Raw genomic sequence first — 16,163 nt, forward strand, 5'->3', positions numbered from 1 at the left:
AACGATAGCAGAACGGTCATGTCGAGCGTAGCCGAGACATCTCGCTCGCTTCGTTGCAAGGGTAATTGATTACTGCTGCACGCGAGATGTCTCGGCTACGCTCGACATGACGGACCAATTGAGTGTTTTCTACAGTGGCAACGCCCCCAAAGGAACGTCCCAAACCGGCCACATTGCAACGCGCCGCCGTAGGTTTGTCCGGCCAGCCGGCCATTCCGTACCAGCCCTATTCTCCCACCCAAAAATTCCCTATGCCAACCTCCCGCACCGAACACGATTTCCTCGGCGAACGCAACCTGCCCGACACCGCCTACTACGGTATTCAGACGCTGCGGGCGCTCGAAAATTTTGATATCACCGGCATTCCCATCAAGAACGAACCGCTGTTTGTGCAGGCCCTCGCCTTCGTGAAAAAAGGCGCGGCCCTGGCCAACAAGGAGCTTGGCGTGCTACCCGCCACTATCGCCGACGCCATTGCCGCCGCCTGCGACCGCGTGGCCACCGGCGAGTTTGATAATCAGTTCCTCACCGACATGATTCAGGGCGGCGCGGGTACTTCGGTGAACATGAACGCCAACGAAGTCATTGCCAATGTGGCCCTCGAAATCATGGGCCACGCTAAAGGCGAGTACCAGTTTTGCCACCCCAACAACCACGTCAACTGCTCGCAAAGCACCAACGACGCCTACCCTACCGCCTTCCGCATCGCCCTCAACAACAAGCTGGTGGGCTACCGAGAAACCCTAAAAGTACTGGCCGATGCCTTCGCCCAGAAGGGCGATGAATTCCGCGACATTCTGAAAATGGGCCGCACCCAGCTGCAGGATGCCGTGCCGATGAGCATGGGCGACGAGTTCCGCGCCTTCGCTACCAACCTGCGCGAAGAGCTGCTGCGCATCGACGACTCGCGCCGGCTGATTGACGAAATTAACATGGGCGCCACGGCCATCGGCTCGCGCATCAACGCGCCCACCGGCTACCCCGAATTGGTGACCGAGCACCTGCGCACCATCACGGGCCTGAACCTGAGCCTGGCCGGCGACTTGTTCGAAGCCACCTACGATACCGGTGCCTACGTGCAGCTTTCGGGCGTGCTGAAGCGCACGGCGGTGAAGCTCTCCAAAATCTGCAACGACTTGCGCCTGCTCTCGTCGGGCCCACGCACGGGCTTTAACGAAATCAACCTGCCCGCCTTGCAGCCGGGTTCCAGCATTATGCCCGGCAAGGTGAACCCCGTGGTGCCCGAAGTGGTGAACCAGACGGCTTTCTACGTTATCGGGGCCGACCTCACGGTGACAATGGCGGCCGAGGCCGGCCAGTTGCAGCTCAACGTGATGGAGCCGGTTATCAGCTTCGCGCTGTTCACCTCGATTTCCTACATGACCAACGCCTGCCGCACCCTCCGCGACAAATGCGTCGTCGGCATCACAGCCAACAAGGCCCACGCCGAAAATCTCGTGCGCAACAGCATCGGCATTGTCACGCAGCTCAACCCGGTTATCGGCTACGAAGCCTCGGCCGAGATTGCCAAGGAAGCCCTGAAAACCGGCAAGTCGGTGCACGACATTGCCGTAACCGAGCGCGGGCTTTTGACGCAAGAGAAATGGGACGAGATTTTCACCTTTGAAAACCTGATTCGGCCGGTGTTTATGAAGTAAGACTTCTTAACAGAACGTCATGCCGAGCGGAGCCGAAGCGTCTCGCGTGGGCTAGTAATCAATTCGTTATACGGAATAGCTAGTATTGCGCGCGAGATGCCTCGGCTACGCTTGGCATGACGTTCTGTTATCCCCTTCCATCCATTTCTCCATGCGCTTCCTCCTCCTCGCCCTCCTCCTATTTTCCCTCACCGCCCACGCGGCCCGCGTCGATACCCTGGACATTCCGAGCGCGGCTATGCACAAAACCTACCGCGCCGCGGTGGTGGTCCCGGCTTCCTACGCGAAGAATAAAAAAGCCAATTACCCGGTGCTGTATCTGCTGCACGGGGCCTGGGGCCACTTCGGCGACTGGCTGAACAAGACGCCCGACAAGCTGCTGCTGCACCGGCTGGCCGATGAGTACAACCTGATTATCGTGACTCCGGAGGGCGAAACCTTCAGCTTCTACCTCGATAGCCCCGTGAGCCCCGACAGCCAGTTTGAAACCTACCTGACCAAAGAGGTTATTCCGGCCATCGACCAGCATTACCGCACCGTGCCCGACCGCAAGGGCCGCGTGATTGCCGGCCTGAGCATGGGCGGCCACGGGGCCCTCTACCTCTCGGCCCGCCACCCCGACCTGTACTGCGCCGCCGGCAGCATGAGCGGCGCGCTCGATTTGACGACTTTCAACCGCAAGCTTTCGCCCGCCGACGCGGCCTCTCGTGCCAGGCTCTGGGCCCCGGTGCTGGGCGCGGAAACCGAAAATCCCGAGCGTTTCGCGGCCAACTCGGTACTGAGCCTGCTGGAGCAGTTCCACCGCAATGGCCAGCCCATCATCATCGACTGCGGGGTGGAAGATGGCCTGCTGGAAATCAACCGCGAAGTACACCGCCGCCTGCTTTACGCCAACACCCCGCACGACTACACCGAGCGTCCCGGCGGCCACAACTGGCCTTACTGGCAGAATGCACTACCCTATCAGGTGCTGTTTTTGAACAACGTGTTGCGGGCCAATGGAGCGGCAGTGCCGCGCTAAAATCCCGTTTGAAACGCCCCCCACGAAGATGAAACACTCAAAAAGACCGGGACCAATGCCATGAGCAACGGCGGTAAACAAGGCTAGGTCGACCCGCCGACGCAGTAGCTGGCCGTCCCGATATAGCCGGGCACCAGGAAAGTAAAAGGCCCTGCTGGCAATGCCAGCGGGGCCTCTTCCTTAAGCAGCCATCAGCGCTGATGGCTAGCGCCGACGACCAAAAATGCGCAGCAGGAGCAGAAATAGGAACTGGTTCACGAAATCGAGGTACAGTATGAGCGCGCCCAAGATGGAGGCTTTGTTGCTCGTCTCCTCGCCTTCCGTCACGCCCAGCAGCGCCAGCTGCTTCAGCTCCTGGGTGTCGTAGGCCGGGAGTGCTGCATGCCGGCGCATATCTTCGCCCCATGCATGCTTCCGCTTACCTCACCCTTGCCGCGCTGGGCCTCCTGGCCTGCTCCCAGCAGCCTACCGAAACGGCCACCGCCACCCGCGCTTCGCAAACCCGCCCCGCCCAGCAGCCCGCCCCGGCTCCGTTTCCCGAAACCTTCGAAGCGGGTTCTAAAGGTTCTTATGAGGAGGCCGACGAGCCGCTCGCTACTGGCAGCTGGCATTTTCAGGACGCCCTCGTCGGCAGCGGCCCGCAAGACCATAAATCGGGCGAGCGGGCGGCCCGCCTACGCAATCTGGGCCGGGTTTCCATGCGCTTCGATGCCAGGGCCGGCGTACGGCGCATCACCATTTCGGCCGCCGCGTATGGTACCGACGGCCCCAGCACCTGGGAGTTGTGGCTGAGCCGCGACGGCGGCCGCACCTATGCCCGCACCGGTGCGCCCGTCATCACCAGCGGCCCGACCTTGGTACCGCACGTATTCGCAGGCCTGGCCAACGAGCCGCTGCGCCTGGAAATCCGCAAAACCAGCGGCCCTAAAAATCGGCTCGATATCGACGACATTGTGCTCGAAACCGCCGCTGGCCCCGCCGTCGCCGTGGGAACTGGGGCGTCGGGCGGCTATTTCGAGAATCGGAACAGCCCCCCGACTCCCGCCGCATCAGCGCCTGCTGCTAGCCAATATCCGGCCGGTACCGGCACGGGCACGGCCCAGGACCCCAACGATGCCAACCTGGCCCTCGGCAACCCCAGCGGCGCTACCTCCGACCCCGGCAATGCGAGCAACTACCTGCTGGTCCACCCCGAATTCACCATCGGCTACAATGCCGCGCGTGGCATTCCAACCTGGGTGAGCTGGCACATCGACCGGGCCGACCTCGGCCAGGCCCCGCGCCAGAACAACTTTCGGCCCGATGCCGCCCTGCCCCGGCAATTCTATGCAGTGACGCCCGCCAGCTACGCCCGCTCGGGCTTCGACAAAGGCCACAACTGCCCCAGCGGGGACCGCACCGCCGACCTCGACGCCAACTCCAATACCTTCCTGATGACCAACATGGTGCCCCAGGCCCCGCACAACAATCAGCAAACCTGGGCTCACCTCGAAGAATACGGCCGCTCGCAAATCCAGCGCGGCCAGGAAATCTACGTGGTAATGGGCAGCTACGGGCGCGGCGGAACCGGCAGCAACGGCTTCGTGCAGACCCTCGACCAGGGCCGCGTAACCGTGCCGGCCCGCATCTGGAAAATCATGGTCATTCTGCCCGACGGCACCAACGACCTGTTGCGCATCGCGACCGACCCTGGAGTGCGCATGCTGGCCATCGATACGCCCAACGACAACAACACCGTGAACCCCGACTGGCGGCAGTACCTTACTTCCGTGGATAAAATTGAAGCCGCCACCGGTTTAGACTTACTGAGCGCCCTACCCCGCGACGCCCAGGCCCGCCTGCAGAAGCTGGTAGATACCGGACGGGCCGAGTAGTACTTCTAGCTTCGCTTTCCGGCCAGAAAGCGCGTTACCTCCCGCACATACTTATCGCCGTAGGCCGCCTCCGTCAGCCGATAAAACCCTTCCAGGTGTCCGCCGTCGAAGCAGAGCACCTGCCGGCGTTGCCGCCACCGGGCCTGGCGGGCTACGACCACCGAATCGGCCAGGGGTGTGTTTTTGTCGTTGGTGCCGCCCACCAGCAGCCAGGGGCAATGCACGCGGCGGGCTACCAGCGCGTAGTCGGCGGCCTCGTCGGGCAGCGTCACCGTTTTCTGGTAGCGCCCGAACTGCTCGGCTACGATGCGCTGTGGATTGGCCGAGTAGCCCTCGGCAATCAGGAAATCGCACCCGCCCCGGGCCGCCACTTCCGAGCCCATGATGGTGCCCATCGAAAAGCCGATAATGCCCGTGCGACTACGGGGGAAGCGTTGGCGGGCATCGGCCAGCACGGTACGCAGGTCGGTGGTGAACTCGGGGTAGTACAGCCGCTGTCGCTCGATAGCGAAGTCGCTGCTGTGCCCGAAGCCGCGGTAGTCAAATAGGTACACCCGGTAGCCGCCCTGGCTCAGCGCCTGGGCCTGGTAAAGCCAGTGCGACATGTTGTTCATGTCGCCGTAGGCCAGCACCATCGTGGTGTGTTGGTCGGGCACGTTGGCGGCGGGCTCCACAATCCAACCGGCCAGTTGGGCGTGGTCGGGGGTGGCGAGGGCCGTGGTCTGGTAGCGCAGGGCCAGCGAATCGGGGGTGGCCACCCATTCGCGGCTGGGCTTCAGGGCCCAGGCAGCGGCAGTTTGCAGGAACAGATACGCCAGGAGTAGGATACTGCGCATGGTCAGGACTAAAAAAGAAAGGGGGTGAAAAACTGTCGGTACAGACAGCCTTTCACCCACCACGTTGCAGCCGGCATCAAAAGATGCGGGACCTGCTACCCGTAATCATGTCTGCGTGAGCACCGTTTTGAAACCGGCCAACGTGCCATCCATCATCCGGCCCAGGGCGTAGGCGTGAATTTTCGGGCCACTGCCCACGCGGTATACCTGCACGCCGTTCATGTCCTGCTTCATGAACATTTGCAGCGCCTTGTACCGATTCGAGAGGGCCACGTCGCTCAGCACGCCGTCGTCGGCCGTATGATTGCGCAGAAATTGCGTCAGCTCGCCGGTTTCCACTTTGGCATCGGCGGGCTCGCCCAGCAGCTTCAGCAGCGCGGCGTTGCTGAGCTCGCCGCCCGGCGCGGCGTAGGCCACTGCTTCGAGCGGAGCCTCCGATTCGCTGATAAATCGCAGGCCCGCCACTTGCTTTTGCAGCTCGGCGGGCACGGCCGCATCGGAAGCAGCGCCGGCGGGCTTGGGTTCGGCCAGCCCGCTGCCGCCCTCCACTTTGGCGGCGATGGCGGCGGCCAACTCCTTCATCCGGTCTTCGGGAACCTTGATTTTGGGGTTGGCGAAATTCATATCCGACACTTTATTCATTGGAATGAGGTGGATGTGGGCGTGCGGTACTTCCAGTCCAATCACGGCCACGCCAATGCGCTTGCAGGGCACGGCCGCCTGCACGGCCCGGGCCACGCGTTGGGCAAACACGTGCAGGGCCGCCAGCTCATCGGCCGACATATCAAAAATGTAGTCGACTTCCTTCTTCGGAATCACCAGCGCGTGGCCTTCCACTAGCGGCGTGATGTCGAGAAAAGCCAGGTGGCGGCCATCCTCGGCCACTTTATATGCCGGCAGCTCGCCGGAAACGATGCGGGAGAAAATCGAGGGCATGGCAGTTTGGTACTTGGTGGCTGGTGCTTAGTGCTTGGTTTTATTCGATGCAAGTAACGGCCTACGCCGGAAAGCGCCCTAAAAAAAGGGCAGCCCCTTTCCGGAACTGCCCATCAAACAAATTGCCAAGCACCAGGTACCAACAACCAGGCACCAATTTTCACCGCGTAATTTCCAGAATCTCAAACTGCAGCTTGCCAGCTGGCACGGTGATTTCGGCCATGTCGCCGGCCGATTTGCCCAACAGGCCTTTGCCAATCGGCGACTTCACCGAGATTTTACCGGCGGCCAGATTCGCTTCCTCCTCGGCCACCAGCGTGTAGTCGAGCACCATGTTATTCTTCAGGTTCTTCAGCTTCACCTTGCTCATGATGAGCACCTTGCTGAAATCCATGTTGGTTTCGTCGATGAGGCGGGCATTGCCCAGCACTTCTTCGAGCTTCGAGATTTTCAGTTCCAGCAGACCCTGCGCGTCCTTGGCGGCGTCGTATTCGGCGTTCTCGCTCAGGTCACCCTTGTCGCGGGCTTCGCGCAGGTCCTCGGCGGCTTTGGCGCGGCCGCGAACTTTGAGGTCCTGAAGGTCATCCTTCAGTTTTTGGAGGCCCTCGGGGGTGTAATAGTTGATGGTGGTGGCCATGAGAGTAGAGGCTTGACGGTTTGGCTAAAAAGCAAGGAGAACGGCTGGCACTGCCAACCGTTCTCCCTCCTTAGGTTCTCAGCAAAGATACGCAAAACGAATTAGCTCCCCGCGCCTGCCCCTAACGTGCCCGCCCGGAAATACTGAATTTTCTCCACCAGCACTTCATTGATGCGCGCATAGCTCTCAAATGTCCAGCCGCCCACGTGCGGCGTGAGCACCACATTCGGAGCCGTTTTCAGAAAATCGAACGTAGCCTGCTGCGCTGAGCTGAGGCTATTGAGTTTCTCATTATCGAGCACATCCAGGGCCGCGCCGCGCACCGAGCCCGCCCGCAGGGCTTGCACCAGCGCGGCCTGGTCCACCACTTCACCCCGGGCCGTGTTCATCACCCAAAGCGGCTTGGCGAAACCAGCCAGCAGCGCGGCATCCACAAAATGGTGGTTGGCTACCGAGTACGGAATGTGCAGGCTGAGTACATCGGCCCGCGCCTGTAGCTCAGCCAGCGGCACCAGCGTGGCATGGCCGTCGGTGGTAACTTCCGGGTCGCTGTCATGCGCCAGCACCGTGCAGCCAAACGCTCCCAGCCGCCGCGCGAAGGCCCGGCCCATGTGCCCATAGCCCAGCAGGCCAATGGTTTTGCCGCCGATTTCCTCGCCCCGGCTGGCCTCGCGCCGCCACTGCCCCTGGCGCACCTCGTGGTCGGCCCGCACGATGTTGCGCAATAGCCCCAGCAGCAGGCCCACGGCAAACTCGCCCACCGCGTCGCGGTTGCCCTCGGGGGCATTCAGCAGCGTCACGCCGGCCGCCGCCATCGCGGCTTCGTCGATATTGTCGGTGCCAGCCCCGGCGCGGGCCACGTAGCGCAGCTGCGGACCGTGGGTCAGCAGGTCGGCGGTTACGCGCAGCTTGCTCCGCACTATCAGACCCTCGTAGGGCTGCGCGGCAAGGGCGGCGGGCACCTCGGCGGCGGTGAGAGTTGGTTGATAATCTATTTCGACCCCGATGCTTTGCAACAGCGGTTGCAGCGAGGGGTGCATTTCGTCGACAACTAGACAGGTACTCATTATAATTACAAGCTAGAAGGGCCCTGTTGTGCGGAGTAGCGTATCACCATTTAGCTGAATCAGCTTATTCATCAATTCAGCTTTCAGCAGAGGTCCCATTTTCTTTTGCTGAGCTTCTTCGGTTGTTTTAGCAGCTATCGGATACAGGAAATAAAAGTCTACTCCTGCTCGTGCAACTAAATAACGGCCGCCAATTTGTATGGCATAAACCTGCTCCAACAATGGCTCACCATAGGGCTTATCGGCATCCTCATACAAATGCAGCGCGACGCCATCACCATAATTACCAGTGTAATATCTACCGGTAAGATGCGTGATATTGTCATCGTCAAACAAATAATCAGATACGATATACCAACCACAGAAAATCAACAAAGCGCCGATTAAAACTTTGCGTCCGAGAGTCATTAGCGAATCATATTTGATAATCAGGCATTAAAAGTCAGAGCCAATAATCACAGAACTTTATCGGTATTTACTCAGTAACGTCGCTGATATTCAAATCCGGCAACAACGCGCCACCCACCATATGCTGGCCTACGTGTTGCGTCAGCTTCACGAATTCGGCCACGCCCAGTTGCTCGGCCCGCTTCTCAAAAATGGGGTCAGTAGTGGCTTCGGCCGGCATCCCGAAGGGTTTCAGCGCATTGCGCAGCGTCTTGCGGCGCGTCTGAAATGCCTGCTTCACCACCCGAAAAAACAGCTTCTCATCGCAGTCGAGTTGCAAGGTATCATTACGCGTAAGTCGAACCACGGCCGACTCCACCTTGGGCGGCGGGTTGAAGACGTGCGGCGGCACCGTGAACAGGTATTCTATTTTATAGAAGGCCTGCAGCAGCACGCTCAGGATGCCGTAGGTTTTCGAACCGGGCGGCTCAGCCAGGCGCTGGGCTACTTCCTTCTGAATCATGCCCACTACCTCGCGCACCTGCTGGCGGTTGTTGAGCACGGCGAAGAAAATCTGGCTGCTGATATTGTAGGGAAAGTTGCCAATGATGGCCAGCGGCTGGTCCGGGAACATCACGGCTAGGCTTTGCTTCAGAAAGTCGGTTGCGTAAATGCGCTCGGTTAGGGCCGGATAATGCACTTTCAAGTAAGCCACCGACTCGGTATCAATTTCCACCACGCTGGTCTGGTAGGCCGGGTTCTGGAGCAGGTACTGCGTGAGTACGCCCATGCCCGGGCCTATTTCGAGCACTTCCCGCACGCCGTCGGGCAGCTGCAAGGCACCCACGATGTTGCGGGCAATGTTGGGGTCGGCCAGAAAATGCTGGCCCAGGTGCTTTTTGGGACGAACGGTATTCACGGAGTGGTGAGGGCGTAAGAGGTTATACAGAACGTCATGCTGAGCGCAGCCGAAGCATCTCGCGTGCATTACTAATTCAATCGTGCGACAATCTTGGTTACTACCGCAAGCGAGATGCTTCGGCTACGCTCAGCATGACGTTCAAATAAGCGCGGTCAAAGTTCTAACCCAAACGTCAGAAAAACCTCGCCACCGTAACAGTACCTTGCGGCCTCAAATCTACGGCCTTCAACTTCGCTTATGTCCCTAGCCCTCGCTCACGCCGCCGCTGCGCCCGCCCAAGCCACGCAGGTTTTCATCCTGCCCGCAGGCACTACCACCCTGCCCGATGCCGCCGTCGGCGACCTTTCGGGACCGGCCCGCCAATATGTGACCACCGCCCTCGCCGGCGACCAGAAGCTCGTTCACCTCAATCATTTCAGCCACCACCACTACTTCGTGGTGCTAGCCGACAAGCCCACCGCCGCCCAGGTAGCCGAACAGTTGCGGCGCGCCGGAAACGCGCTGCACGGCCTGCTAAAGGCCGAAAAAACCAATGAGGTGTTCATTCAAAACCTGAGCGCAACGCCCAACGCCGCCCTGCTGCTCGCCGAAGGCCTGGCCCTGACCGCCTACCAGTTCGAGGGCTATAAAACCGACGAGAAGTCGCGCAAAGCGCCGGAGTTGAAAGAAGTTTACTTGGTCGGCAACGCCGCTACCGTCGCCCAAATCCACGAGCTCGACGGCCTGTTGCAAGGCGTCATGCTGGCCCGCGACCTCGTCAACGCCCCGCTCAATAAGCTGAATGCCGTGCAGTTTGCTGAGCGCATGGCCCAGGCCGGCGATGAAGCCGGCTATAGCACCGACATCCTCGACCTGGCCAAAATCGAAGCCCTGCGCATGGGCGGCCTGCTGGCCGTCAACCTCGGTTCGCCCGAGCCGCCCACCTTCAGCATCCTCGAATACAAGCCGGCTAACGCCAAAAACGAGAAGCCCTACGTCCTCGTCGGTAAGGGCGTGGTATTCGATACCGGTGGCCTCAGCCTCAAGCCCACGCCCAACAGCATGGACATGATGAAGTGCGACATGGCCGGCGGCGCGGCCGTGGCCGGCACGCTCTTCGCCCTAGCCAAAAACGCGGTGCCATTGCACGTCATCGGCCTGGTGCCCGCCACCGACAACCGCCCCGGCGGCCTCGCCTACGCCCCCGGCGACGTTATCACGATGCACTCCGGCCTCACCGTCGAAGTTAAAAACACGGATGCCGAAGGGCGCCTGCTCCTTGCCGACGCCCTCAGCTTCGCCAAGCGCTACGAGCCGGAACTGGTTATCGACCTGGCCACCCTCACCGGGGCCGCCGTGCGCGCCCTGGCTACCGAAGCCTCCGCCTCGATGGGCACTGCCGGGCCCGCCACCATGCAGCAGCTCGCCCAAGCCGGCCACGCCGTGCACGAGCGTCTCGTCGAGTTTCCGCTCTGGGATGAGTACGCCGACCACATCAAGTCCGACATCGCCGACCTCAGCAACCTGGGCAAAGGCGAAGCCGGACACATCTCGGCCGCCAAATTCCTGGAGCGTTTCGCCGAGGGCTACCCCTGGGTACACCTCGACATTGCCGGCCCCGCGTACCTAACGGCCCCCGAGAACTACCGGGGCAAAGGCGGCACCGGCACGGGCGTGCGGCTTTTGTATGAGTTCTTTCAGCAGCAGTTGGCGTAGATAGAACGTCATGCTGAGCGAAGCGCAGCGGAGTCGAAGCATCTCTACCGCTTCGTTGCCATCAGTATTGAATAGTATTAAGGTAGAGATGCTTCGACTCCGCTGCGCTTCGCTCAGCATGACGCCCTAGTATTAACAATATGCCCCAAAACCTCCCCCGCCTCGGCTTTTCCGTGGGCGACCTCGCCGGCATCGGCCCCGAAGTCATTTACAAAACTTTGCTCGATGAGCGCCTGCTCAAACTCTGCACGCCCGTTATCTACGGCACGGCCACGGCGCTGTTCGACGATTTTCCCACTCCCGCCGATTCTGAGCACCTGCAGTTTCGCCAGTTGCGCGACGCGGCCGATATCGCCCCCGGCCGCCTCAACGCCGTGACGTGCTGGGACGAGGATTTTGTACTGGCCCCCGGCCAGCCCTCCCCCGCCACCGGCGCGGCCGCCCGCGAAAGCCTGCTCTGCGCCGCCCGCGACCTAAAAGCCGGCAAGCTAGACGGCCTCGTGACGGCCCCCATCAGCAAGGACAATACCCAGGCCGACGACTTCCGCTTCCCCGGTCACACCGAGTTTCTCACCAGCTTTTTCGAAGCTCCCGAGAGCCTCATGTTTCTGGTGGACGAGGACGCCAGCTTGCGCATTGCCACCGTCACCGGCCATATCCCACTGAAGGATGTGCCGGCCCGCCTCACGGCCGAGCTGCTGCGCACTAAAATCACCCTGCTCCTCAAGTCGCTGAAAAACGATTTTGGCATCCTCAAGCCGCGCATCGCCGTGCTCGGCCTCAACCCCCACGCCGGCGAAAACGGCCTTTTGGGCAAAGAGGAAGGCGACATTGTGTCGCCCGTCATTCAGCAGTTTGCCCACGATGGCCACCTCGTCGTGGGTCCCTTCCCGCCCGATGGCTATTTTGGCACCCAGCAGTTCCGCCAGTTCGACGCTACGCTGGCGCTCTACCACGACCAGGGACTGATTCCCTTCAAGCTCATGGCCTTCGAGCGCGGCGTGAACTTCACGGCTGGCCTGCCCGTAGTCCGTACCTCGCCCGACCACGGCACGGCCTACGGCCTAGCCGGCCAGTACAAAGCCAACGAATCATCGTTTCGCGCCGCCGTGTATCTGGCCTGCGATATTTGGAAGCAACGCTGGGAAGACGCCCAGCCCCGCTCGGCGCGGTAGTTTCAGAATAGCTTTTTGAAGAGGCTACGGTAGAGAAAGTTGGCTGCTTTTTTTGGCAAAAAGCCGAATTTTCACTACTTTTGCCCCCTGCTACAGAGCCGACCGTGAAAAAAGAAAGCCAATTCGACCTAAACCTTGCCCGACTGACGCTGAAAACGCATCAGTTTGAGTTCGAGCTGGGTCCCGACTTTTTTGCCCTTTTCGACCAGCCTTTGGTTGATGAAGGCCAGTTGCACGCCGATGTGGAGGTAGTGAAAACCGAGCGGCTGATGACGCTCAACTTTCACATTACCGGTACCGTGCAGCTTACCTGCGACCGGAGCCTCGATGAGTTTGCTCAGCCGCTGGACATTCACGAGCAGCTGCTGGTGCGCTTCGGCGATGAGGCCAAAGAGCTGGACGACAACGTGCTGCAAATCACGCCCGAGACGCAGGTCCTCCCGCTCGCTCAGCATCTATACGACTACATTGGTTTGGCCCTGCCCATGAAGAAGCTGCATCCGCGCTTCCAGGACGAGGCCGATGATAACCCCGACGCGCCGACCAAGCACATCTTCAGCACCCGTCCTGCCGATGATGCGCCCGACGACGACGAGCCGGCCGACCCGCGTTGGGCCGCGCTGCGCAACCTGAATTAAACCGTCAGTGCCCCGAGTCGCTCCCCACTCGTTAACCGCAACTTCAATCCCCTAATTTCAACTAAACCATGGCACATCCTAAGCGCCGCACCTCCACCGCTGTTCGCGACAAGCGTCGTACCCACTACAAGCTGACTCCTAAGGCCGTGACCTTGTGCCCTAACACGGGCGAGCTGCACCTGCGCCACAAGGCCTATATGGTCGACGGCGACCTGTACCACAACGGCCAGCTGGCCATCAAAAACTACGCTAAGACCAACGCCGCCCCTGCGGCCGACGTTGCCGAAGACGACGAATAGCGCGTTTGGTTGTTACTTCGCGGCACCACTTGGTCCGGCTTCGCTCCTTTTTTAAGCCAGCGGAGCCGGATTTTTGGTACTTTTGCTTTCCGCTGACCTCCCTCCAAACACCTTTTTCATGAAAATAGCCCTCGACGCAATGGGCGGCGATTTCGCCCCCCAAGCCGCCGTGGCGGGTGCCCTGCTAGCTGCCGAAGAACTCGCCGGCCGGGCCACCATCGTCCTTATCGGGCAGGAGGACGCGGTGCGTCCCTTGCTGCAGGCCGCCGGCCCCGCCGGTGCCGCCCTCGAGTTCATTGCCGCGTCGCAGGTTATCGACATGGGCGAGCACCCCGCCAAAGCCTTCCAGCAGAAGCAGGATTCGAGCATTGCCATAGGTTACAAAATGCTTCTCGCCGGCGAAATCGATGCCTTTTGCTCGGCTGGCAACACGGGTGCCATGCTCGTAGGGGCCATGTTCACTGTGAAAACGGTGCCCGGCGTGATGCGCCCGGCCATTGCCAATTTCTTACCCAAGCTGCACAACAGCGTAGGAATTTTACTCGACGTGGGTGCTAACGCCGAATGCAAGCCCGAGATGCTGGAACAGTTCGGCGAGCTCGGCTCGCTGTATGCTCAACATGTGCTGGGCATTGCCCAGCCGCTGGTGGGGCTGATGAATATCGGCGAGGAAGAAGGCAAGGGCACGCCCATCATTCAGGAAGCTCACCAGCGCTTGAAGGCCAATCCACACATCAACTTCGTGGGCAATATCGAAGGGCGCGACCTCTTCAACGATAAAGCTGATGTTATTGTATGCGATGGTTTTACGGGCAATATTATTCTGAAAATGGCGGAATCGATTTATGATGCCATGGAGGAAAAGAAAATTCATGACCCGTTTTTCGACCATTTCAACTATGAGTCGGTGGGTGGCTCGCCCATTCTGGGCATTAACGACAACGCCATTATCGGGCATGGCCGCAGCACGCCCCGCGCCATCGGCAACATGCTGATGCAGGGCTTCAAAATGGCCGATTCCGGAATTGTTGACCAAATTAAGGCTACTTTTAAGTCTTAACTCCGGTTCCCGGTGGTGAAAAACCTCCGGCTTCGGCCGGATTTTTTTTAGCTGCTTGGGCACTCATTGCCGGGACGTTGGGTGGCTAGCGCCGGTCGCGCCGCCGCCCCCTTCCCATTTTACGCTTGCCCCGCCTACTTTTGCCCGTATGAAGATTACTGCCGCCATCACTGGTGTGGGCTCCTATGTGCCCGACTATGTGCTTACCAATGCCGAGCTTGAGAAGCTGGTGGATACCAACGATGAATGGATTTTGTCGCGCACCGGCATTCGGGAGCGACGCATTCTGAAGGGCGAAAACCAGGGTACTTCCGTGATGGGCATTCAGGCGGTGCAGCGATTGCTGGAGAAAACCGGTACCCACCCCGATGAGGTGGAGCTGCTGATTTGCGCCACGACCACGCCCGATTTGCTTTTTCCGGCCACGGCCAATATCATTTCCAACGGCGTGGGCATCACCAAGGCATTCAGCTTTGATATGAACGCGGCGTGTTCGACCTTCTTGTTTGCGCTGGCCACGGGCGCGCAATACATTCAGGCCGGCACGCACAAAAAGGTGATTGTGGTGGGAGCCGATAAGATGTCGGCCATCGTGGACTATACCGACCGCGCCAACTGCATCCTGTTTGGCGACGCAGCGGCGGCCGTGCTGCTCGAACCCAGCACCGACGGTTTCGGTATTCTCGACCAGGTGTTGCGTACCGATGGCTCGGGCGAAGCTTTCCTGCACCAGAAATCCGGCGGCAGCCGCCGCCCCCCAACGCATGCCACCGTGGATGCCAAGGAGCACTACATCTATCAGGAAGGAGCCACGGTATTCAAGTTTGCCGTGAAGAGCATGGCCGACGTGGCCGCCCAGGTAATGGAGCGTAATCACCTCAGCAAGGATGATGTGGCTTTTCTGGTACCCCACCAGGCCAATAAGCGCATCATCGATGCCACCGCCAACCGCATGGGCGTGGGGCCCGAGAAGGTGATGCTCAACATCGACCGCTATGGCAACACCACCAACGCCACCATTCCGCTGTGCCTGTCCGACTACGAAAGCCAGTTGCGCCGGGGCGACAATCTCATACTCGCGGCTTTTGGCGGTGGCTTCACCTGGGGCTCCATTTATATCAAATGGGCGTACGATGGCGATAAAGCAGCCTAGAAGTGACTGTTAGCTTATAGCTGCCAGTTGTTAGCTTTGTCCCTCCTTTGGATTTCCTGATAGCCGATGGTTAACGACCATTGCTTAATGGCATAAATTAAAACACCCACAATAAGCTAATAGCTAACGGCTATCAGCTAATAGCTCAAATAAAATGGCATCAACCGCCGACTTCCGCAACGGGCTCGTCCTTAATTACAACAACGAGCTGCACGTCATCACCGAGTTTCAGCACGTGAAGCCCGGCAAAGGGCCCGCCTTCGTGCGCACCAAGATGCGCAACATCAAAACCGGCCGCACCATCGACAACACTTTCAACGCGGGTGTGAAGGTGGAAACGGCCCGGGTGGAGCAGCGCCCCCACCAGTTCCTGTATAAAGACGACTACGGCTATAACTTCATGGATAACAGCACTTTCGAGCAGATAGTACTGCCTGAGGAGCTGGTACCTTTCGCCGATATTATGAAGGAAGGCCAGGAGGTAACCATCCTCATGCACGCCGAAACCGAACAGCCCCTGACCGCCGAACTGCCCACCACCGTGGACCTCGTGGTGACCTACACTGAGCCGGGCCTGCGCGGCGACACCGCCACCAACACCCTCAAGCCTGCTACCGTAGAGACCGGGGCCCGCATCCAAGTGCCGCTGTTCGTTGATGTTGACACTAAAATCCGCATCAAAACCAGCGACTACAGCTACGTCGAGCGCGTGAAGTAGCCTCTTATTGAGCTGTTAGCTGCCAGCGGGGCCCTTTATCCGGCCCTCAGCTGTTGGCTGACGTTCTGCAAAAGCTAACAGCTAGCA

Annotated in this window: 17 protein-coding genes; 10 read left to right on the plus strand and 7 right to left on the minus strand. The window is 60.0% G+C overall.

Annotated elements, in window-relative coordinates:
• Positions 1–251: 251 nt before the first annotated feature.
• Positions 252–1,658 carry an aspartate ammonia-lyase gene (gene aspA, locus ABIB44_RS02890; RefSeq protein WP_354583117.1) on the plus strand — a complete coding sequence of 469 codons (1,407 nt, stop codon included), beginning with the start codon at positions 252–254 and terminating at the stop codon, positions 1,656–1,658.
• A gap of 151 nt (positions 1,659–1,809) precedes the next feature.
• Positions 1,810–2,679 (plus strand): alpha/beta hydrolase, encoded by an 870-nt coding sequence (locus ABIB44_RS02895; protein WP_354583118.1) that lies wholly within the window; start codon positions 1,810–1,812, stop codon positions 2,677–2,679.
• 204 nt (positions 2,680–2,883) lie between these two features.
• Here ABIB44_RS02895 and ABIB44_RS02900 read toward each other — a convergent pair whose 3' ends face one another.
• Entirely contained in the window at positions 2,884–3,072 is a 189-nt protein-coding gene (locus ABIB44_RS02900) for a hypothetical protein (RefSeq protein WP_354583119.1), read from the minus strand.
• 11 nt (positions 3,073–3,083) lie between these two features.
• On the opposite strand from ABIB44_RS02900, the gene ABIB44_RS02905 reads away from it, so the two are divergent.
• Positions 3,084–4,553 carry a DNA/RNA non-specific endonuclease gene (locus tag ABIB44_RS02905; RefSeq protein WP_354583120.1) on the plus strand — a complete coding sequence of 490 codons (1,470 nt, stop codon included), beginning with the start codon at positions 3,084–3,086 and terminating at the stop codon, positions 4,551–4,553.
• A gap of 5 nt (positions 4,554–4,558) precedes the next feature.
• On the opposite strand, the gene ABIB44_RS02910 is transcribed toward ABIB44_RS02905, so the two are convergent.
• The 6 genes from ABIB44_RS02910 to rsmA all read right to left on the minus strand — a co-directional run bounded on the left by ABIB44_RS02910 (position 4,559) and on the right by rsmA (position 9,335).
• Positions 4,559–5,389 carry an alpha/beta hydrolase gene (locus tag ABIB44_RS02910; protein ID WP_354583121.1) on the minus strand — a complete coding sequence of 277 codons (831 nt, stop codon included), beginning with the start codon at positions 5,387–5,389 and terminating at the stop codon, positions 4,559–4,561.
• 105 nt (positions 5,390–5,494) lie between these two features.
• A complete protein-coding gene (locus tag ABIB44_RS02915) occupies positions 5,495–6,325 on the minus strand; it encodes a nuclease A inhibitor family protein (RefSeq protein ID WP_354583122.1) in 831 nt (276 codons plus the stop codon).
• Between the two features lie 160 nt (positions 6,326–6,485).
• On the minus strand, positions 6,486–6,962 hold the full coding sequence (gene greA, locus ABIB44_RS02920; RefSeq protein WP_354583123.1) for a transcription elongation factor GreA: 477 nt from the start codon (positions 6,960–6,962) through the stop codon (positions 6,486–6,488).
• Positions 6,963–7,063: 101 nt separating this feature from the next.
• Positions 7,064–8,029: an NAD(P)-dependent oxidoreductase gene (locus ABIB44_RS02925; RefSeq protein ID WP_354583124.1), complete on the minus strand. Its 966-nt coding sequence runs from the start codon at positions 8,027–8,029 to the stop codon at positions 7,064–7,066.
• A 12-nt stretch (positions 8,030–8,041) separates the two neighbouring features.
• Positions 8,042–8,437, minus strand: coding sequence for a hypothetical protein (locus ABIB44_RS02930; RefSeq protein ID WP_354583125.1), 396 nt, complete (start codon positions 8,435–8,437; stop codon positions 8,042–8,044).
• A gap of 67 nt (positions 8,438–8,504) precedes the next feature.
• The gene (rsmA, locus tag ABIB44_RS02935) at positions 8,505–9,335 is read right to left on the minus strand and encodes a 16S rRNA (adenine(1518)-N(6)/adenine(1519)-N(6))-dimethyltransferase RsmA (protein WP_354583126.1); all 831 of its coding nucleotides are present in this window, start codon (positions 9,333–9,335) and stop codon (positions 8,505–8,507) included.
• A 240-nt stretch (positions 9,336–9,575) separates the two neighbouring features.
• Here rsmA and ABIB44_RS02940 point away from each other — a divergent pair, with 240 nt between their 5' ends.
• From ABIB44_RS02940 to efp, 7 genes are all read left to right on the plus strand, one after another.
• Entirely contained in the window at positions 9,576–11,033 is a 1,458-nt protein-coding gene (locus ABIB44_RS02940; RefSeq protein WP_354583127.1) for a leucyl aminopeptidase family protein, read from the plus strand.
• A gap of 140 nt (positions 11,034–11,173) precedes the next feature.
• Positions 11,174–12,208, plus strand: coding sequence for a 4-hydroxythreonine-4-phosphate dehydrogenase PdxA (gene pdxA, locus ABIB44_RS02945; protein WP_354583128.1), 1,035 nt, complete (start codon positions 11,174–11,176; stop codon positions 12,206–12,208).
• Between the two features lie 80 nt (positions 12,209–12,288).
• Positions 12,289–12,846, plus strand: a complete 558-nt coding sequence (locus ABIB44_RS02950; RefSeq protein ID WP_354583129.1) for a YceD family protein — start codon at positions 12,289–12,291, stop codon at positions 12,844–12,846.
• Positions 12,847–12,914: 68 nt separating this feature from the next.
• Positions 12,915–13,145 (plus strand): 50S ribosomal protein L32, encoded by a 231-nt coding sequence (gene rpmF, locus ABIB44_RS02955; RefSeq protein ID WP_354583130.1) that lies wholly within the window; start codon positions 12,915–12,917, stop codon positions 13,143–13,145.
• 118 nt (positions 13,146–13,263) lie between these two features.
• Positions 13,264–14,205 carry a phosphate acyltransferase PlsX gene (gene plsX / locus ABIB44_RS02960; RefSeq protein WP_354583131.1) on the plus strand — a complete coding sequence of 314 codons (942 nt, stop codon included), beginning with the start codon at positions 13,264–13,266 and terminating at the stop codon, positions 14,203–14,205.
• 148 nt (positions 14,206–14,353) lie between these two features.
• Positions 14,354–15,358: a beta-ketoacyl-ACP synthase III gene (locus ABIB44_RS02965; protein WP_354583132.1), complete on the plus strand. Its 1,005-nt coding sequence runs from the start codon at positions 14,354–14,356 to the stop codon at positions 15,356–15,358.
• A 154-nt stretch (positions 15,359–15,512) separates the two neighbouring features.
• Complete coding sequence (efp, locus tag ABIB44_RS02970) at positions 15,513–16,076, plus strand: elongation factor P (protein WP_354583133.1); 564 nt, start codon at positions 15,513–15,515, stop codon at positions 16,074–16,076.
• Positions 16,077–16,163 lie beyond the last annotated feature (87 nt).

The sequence above is a fragment of the Hymenobacter sp. UYCo722 genome, assembly GCF_040547115.1.
Taxonomy (GTDB): domain Bacteria; phylum Bacteroidota; class Bacteroidia; order Cytophagales; family Hymenobacteraceae; genus Hymenobacter.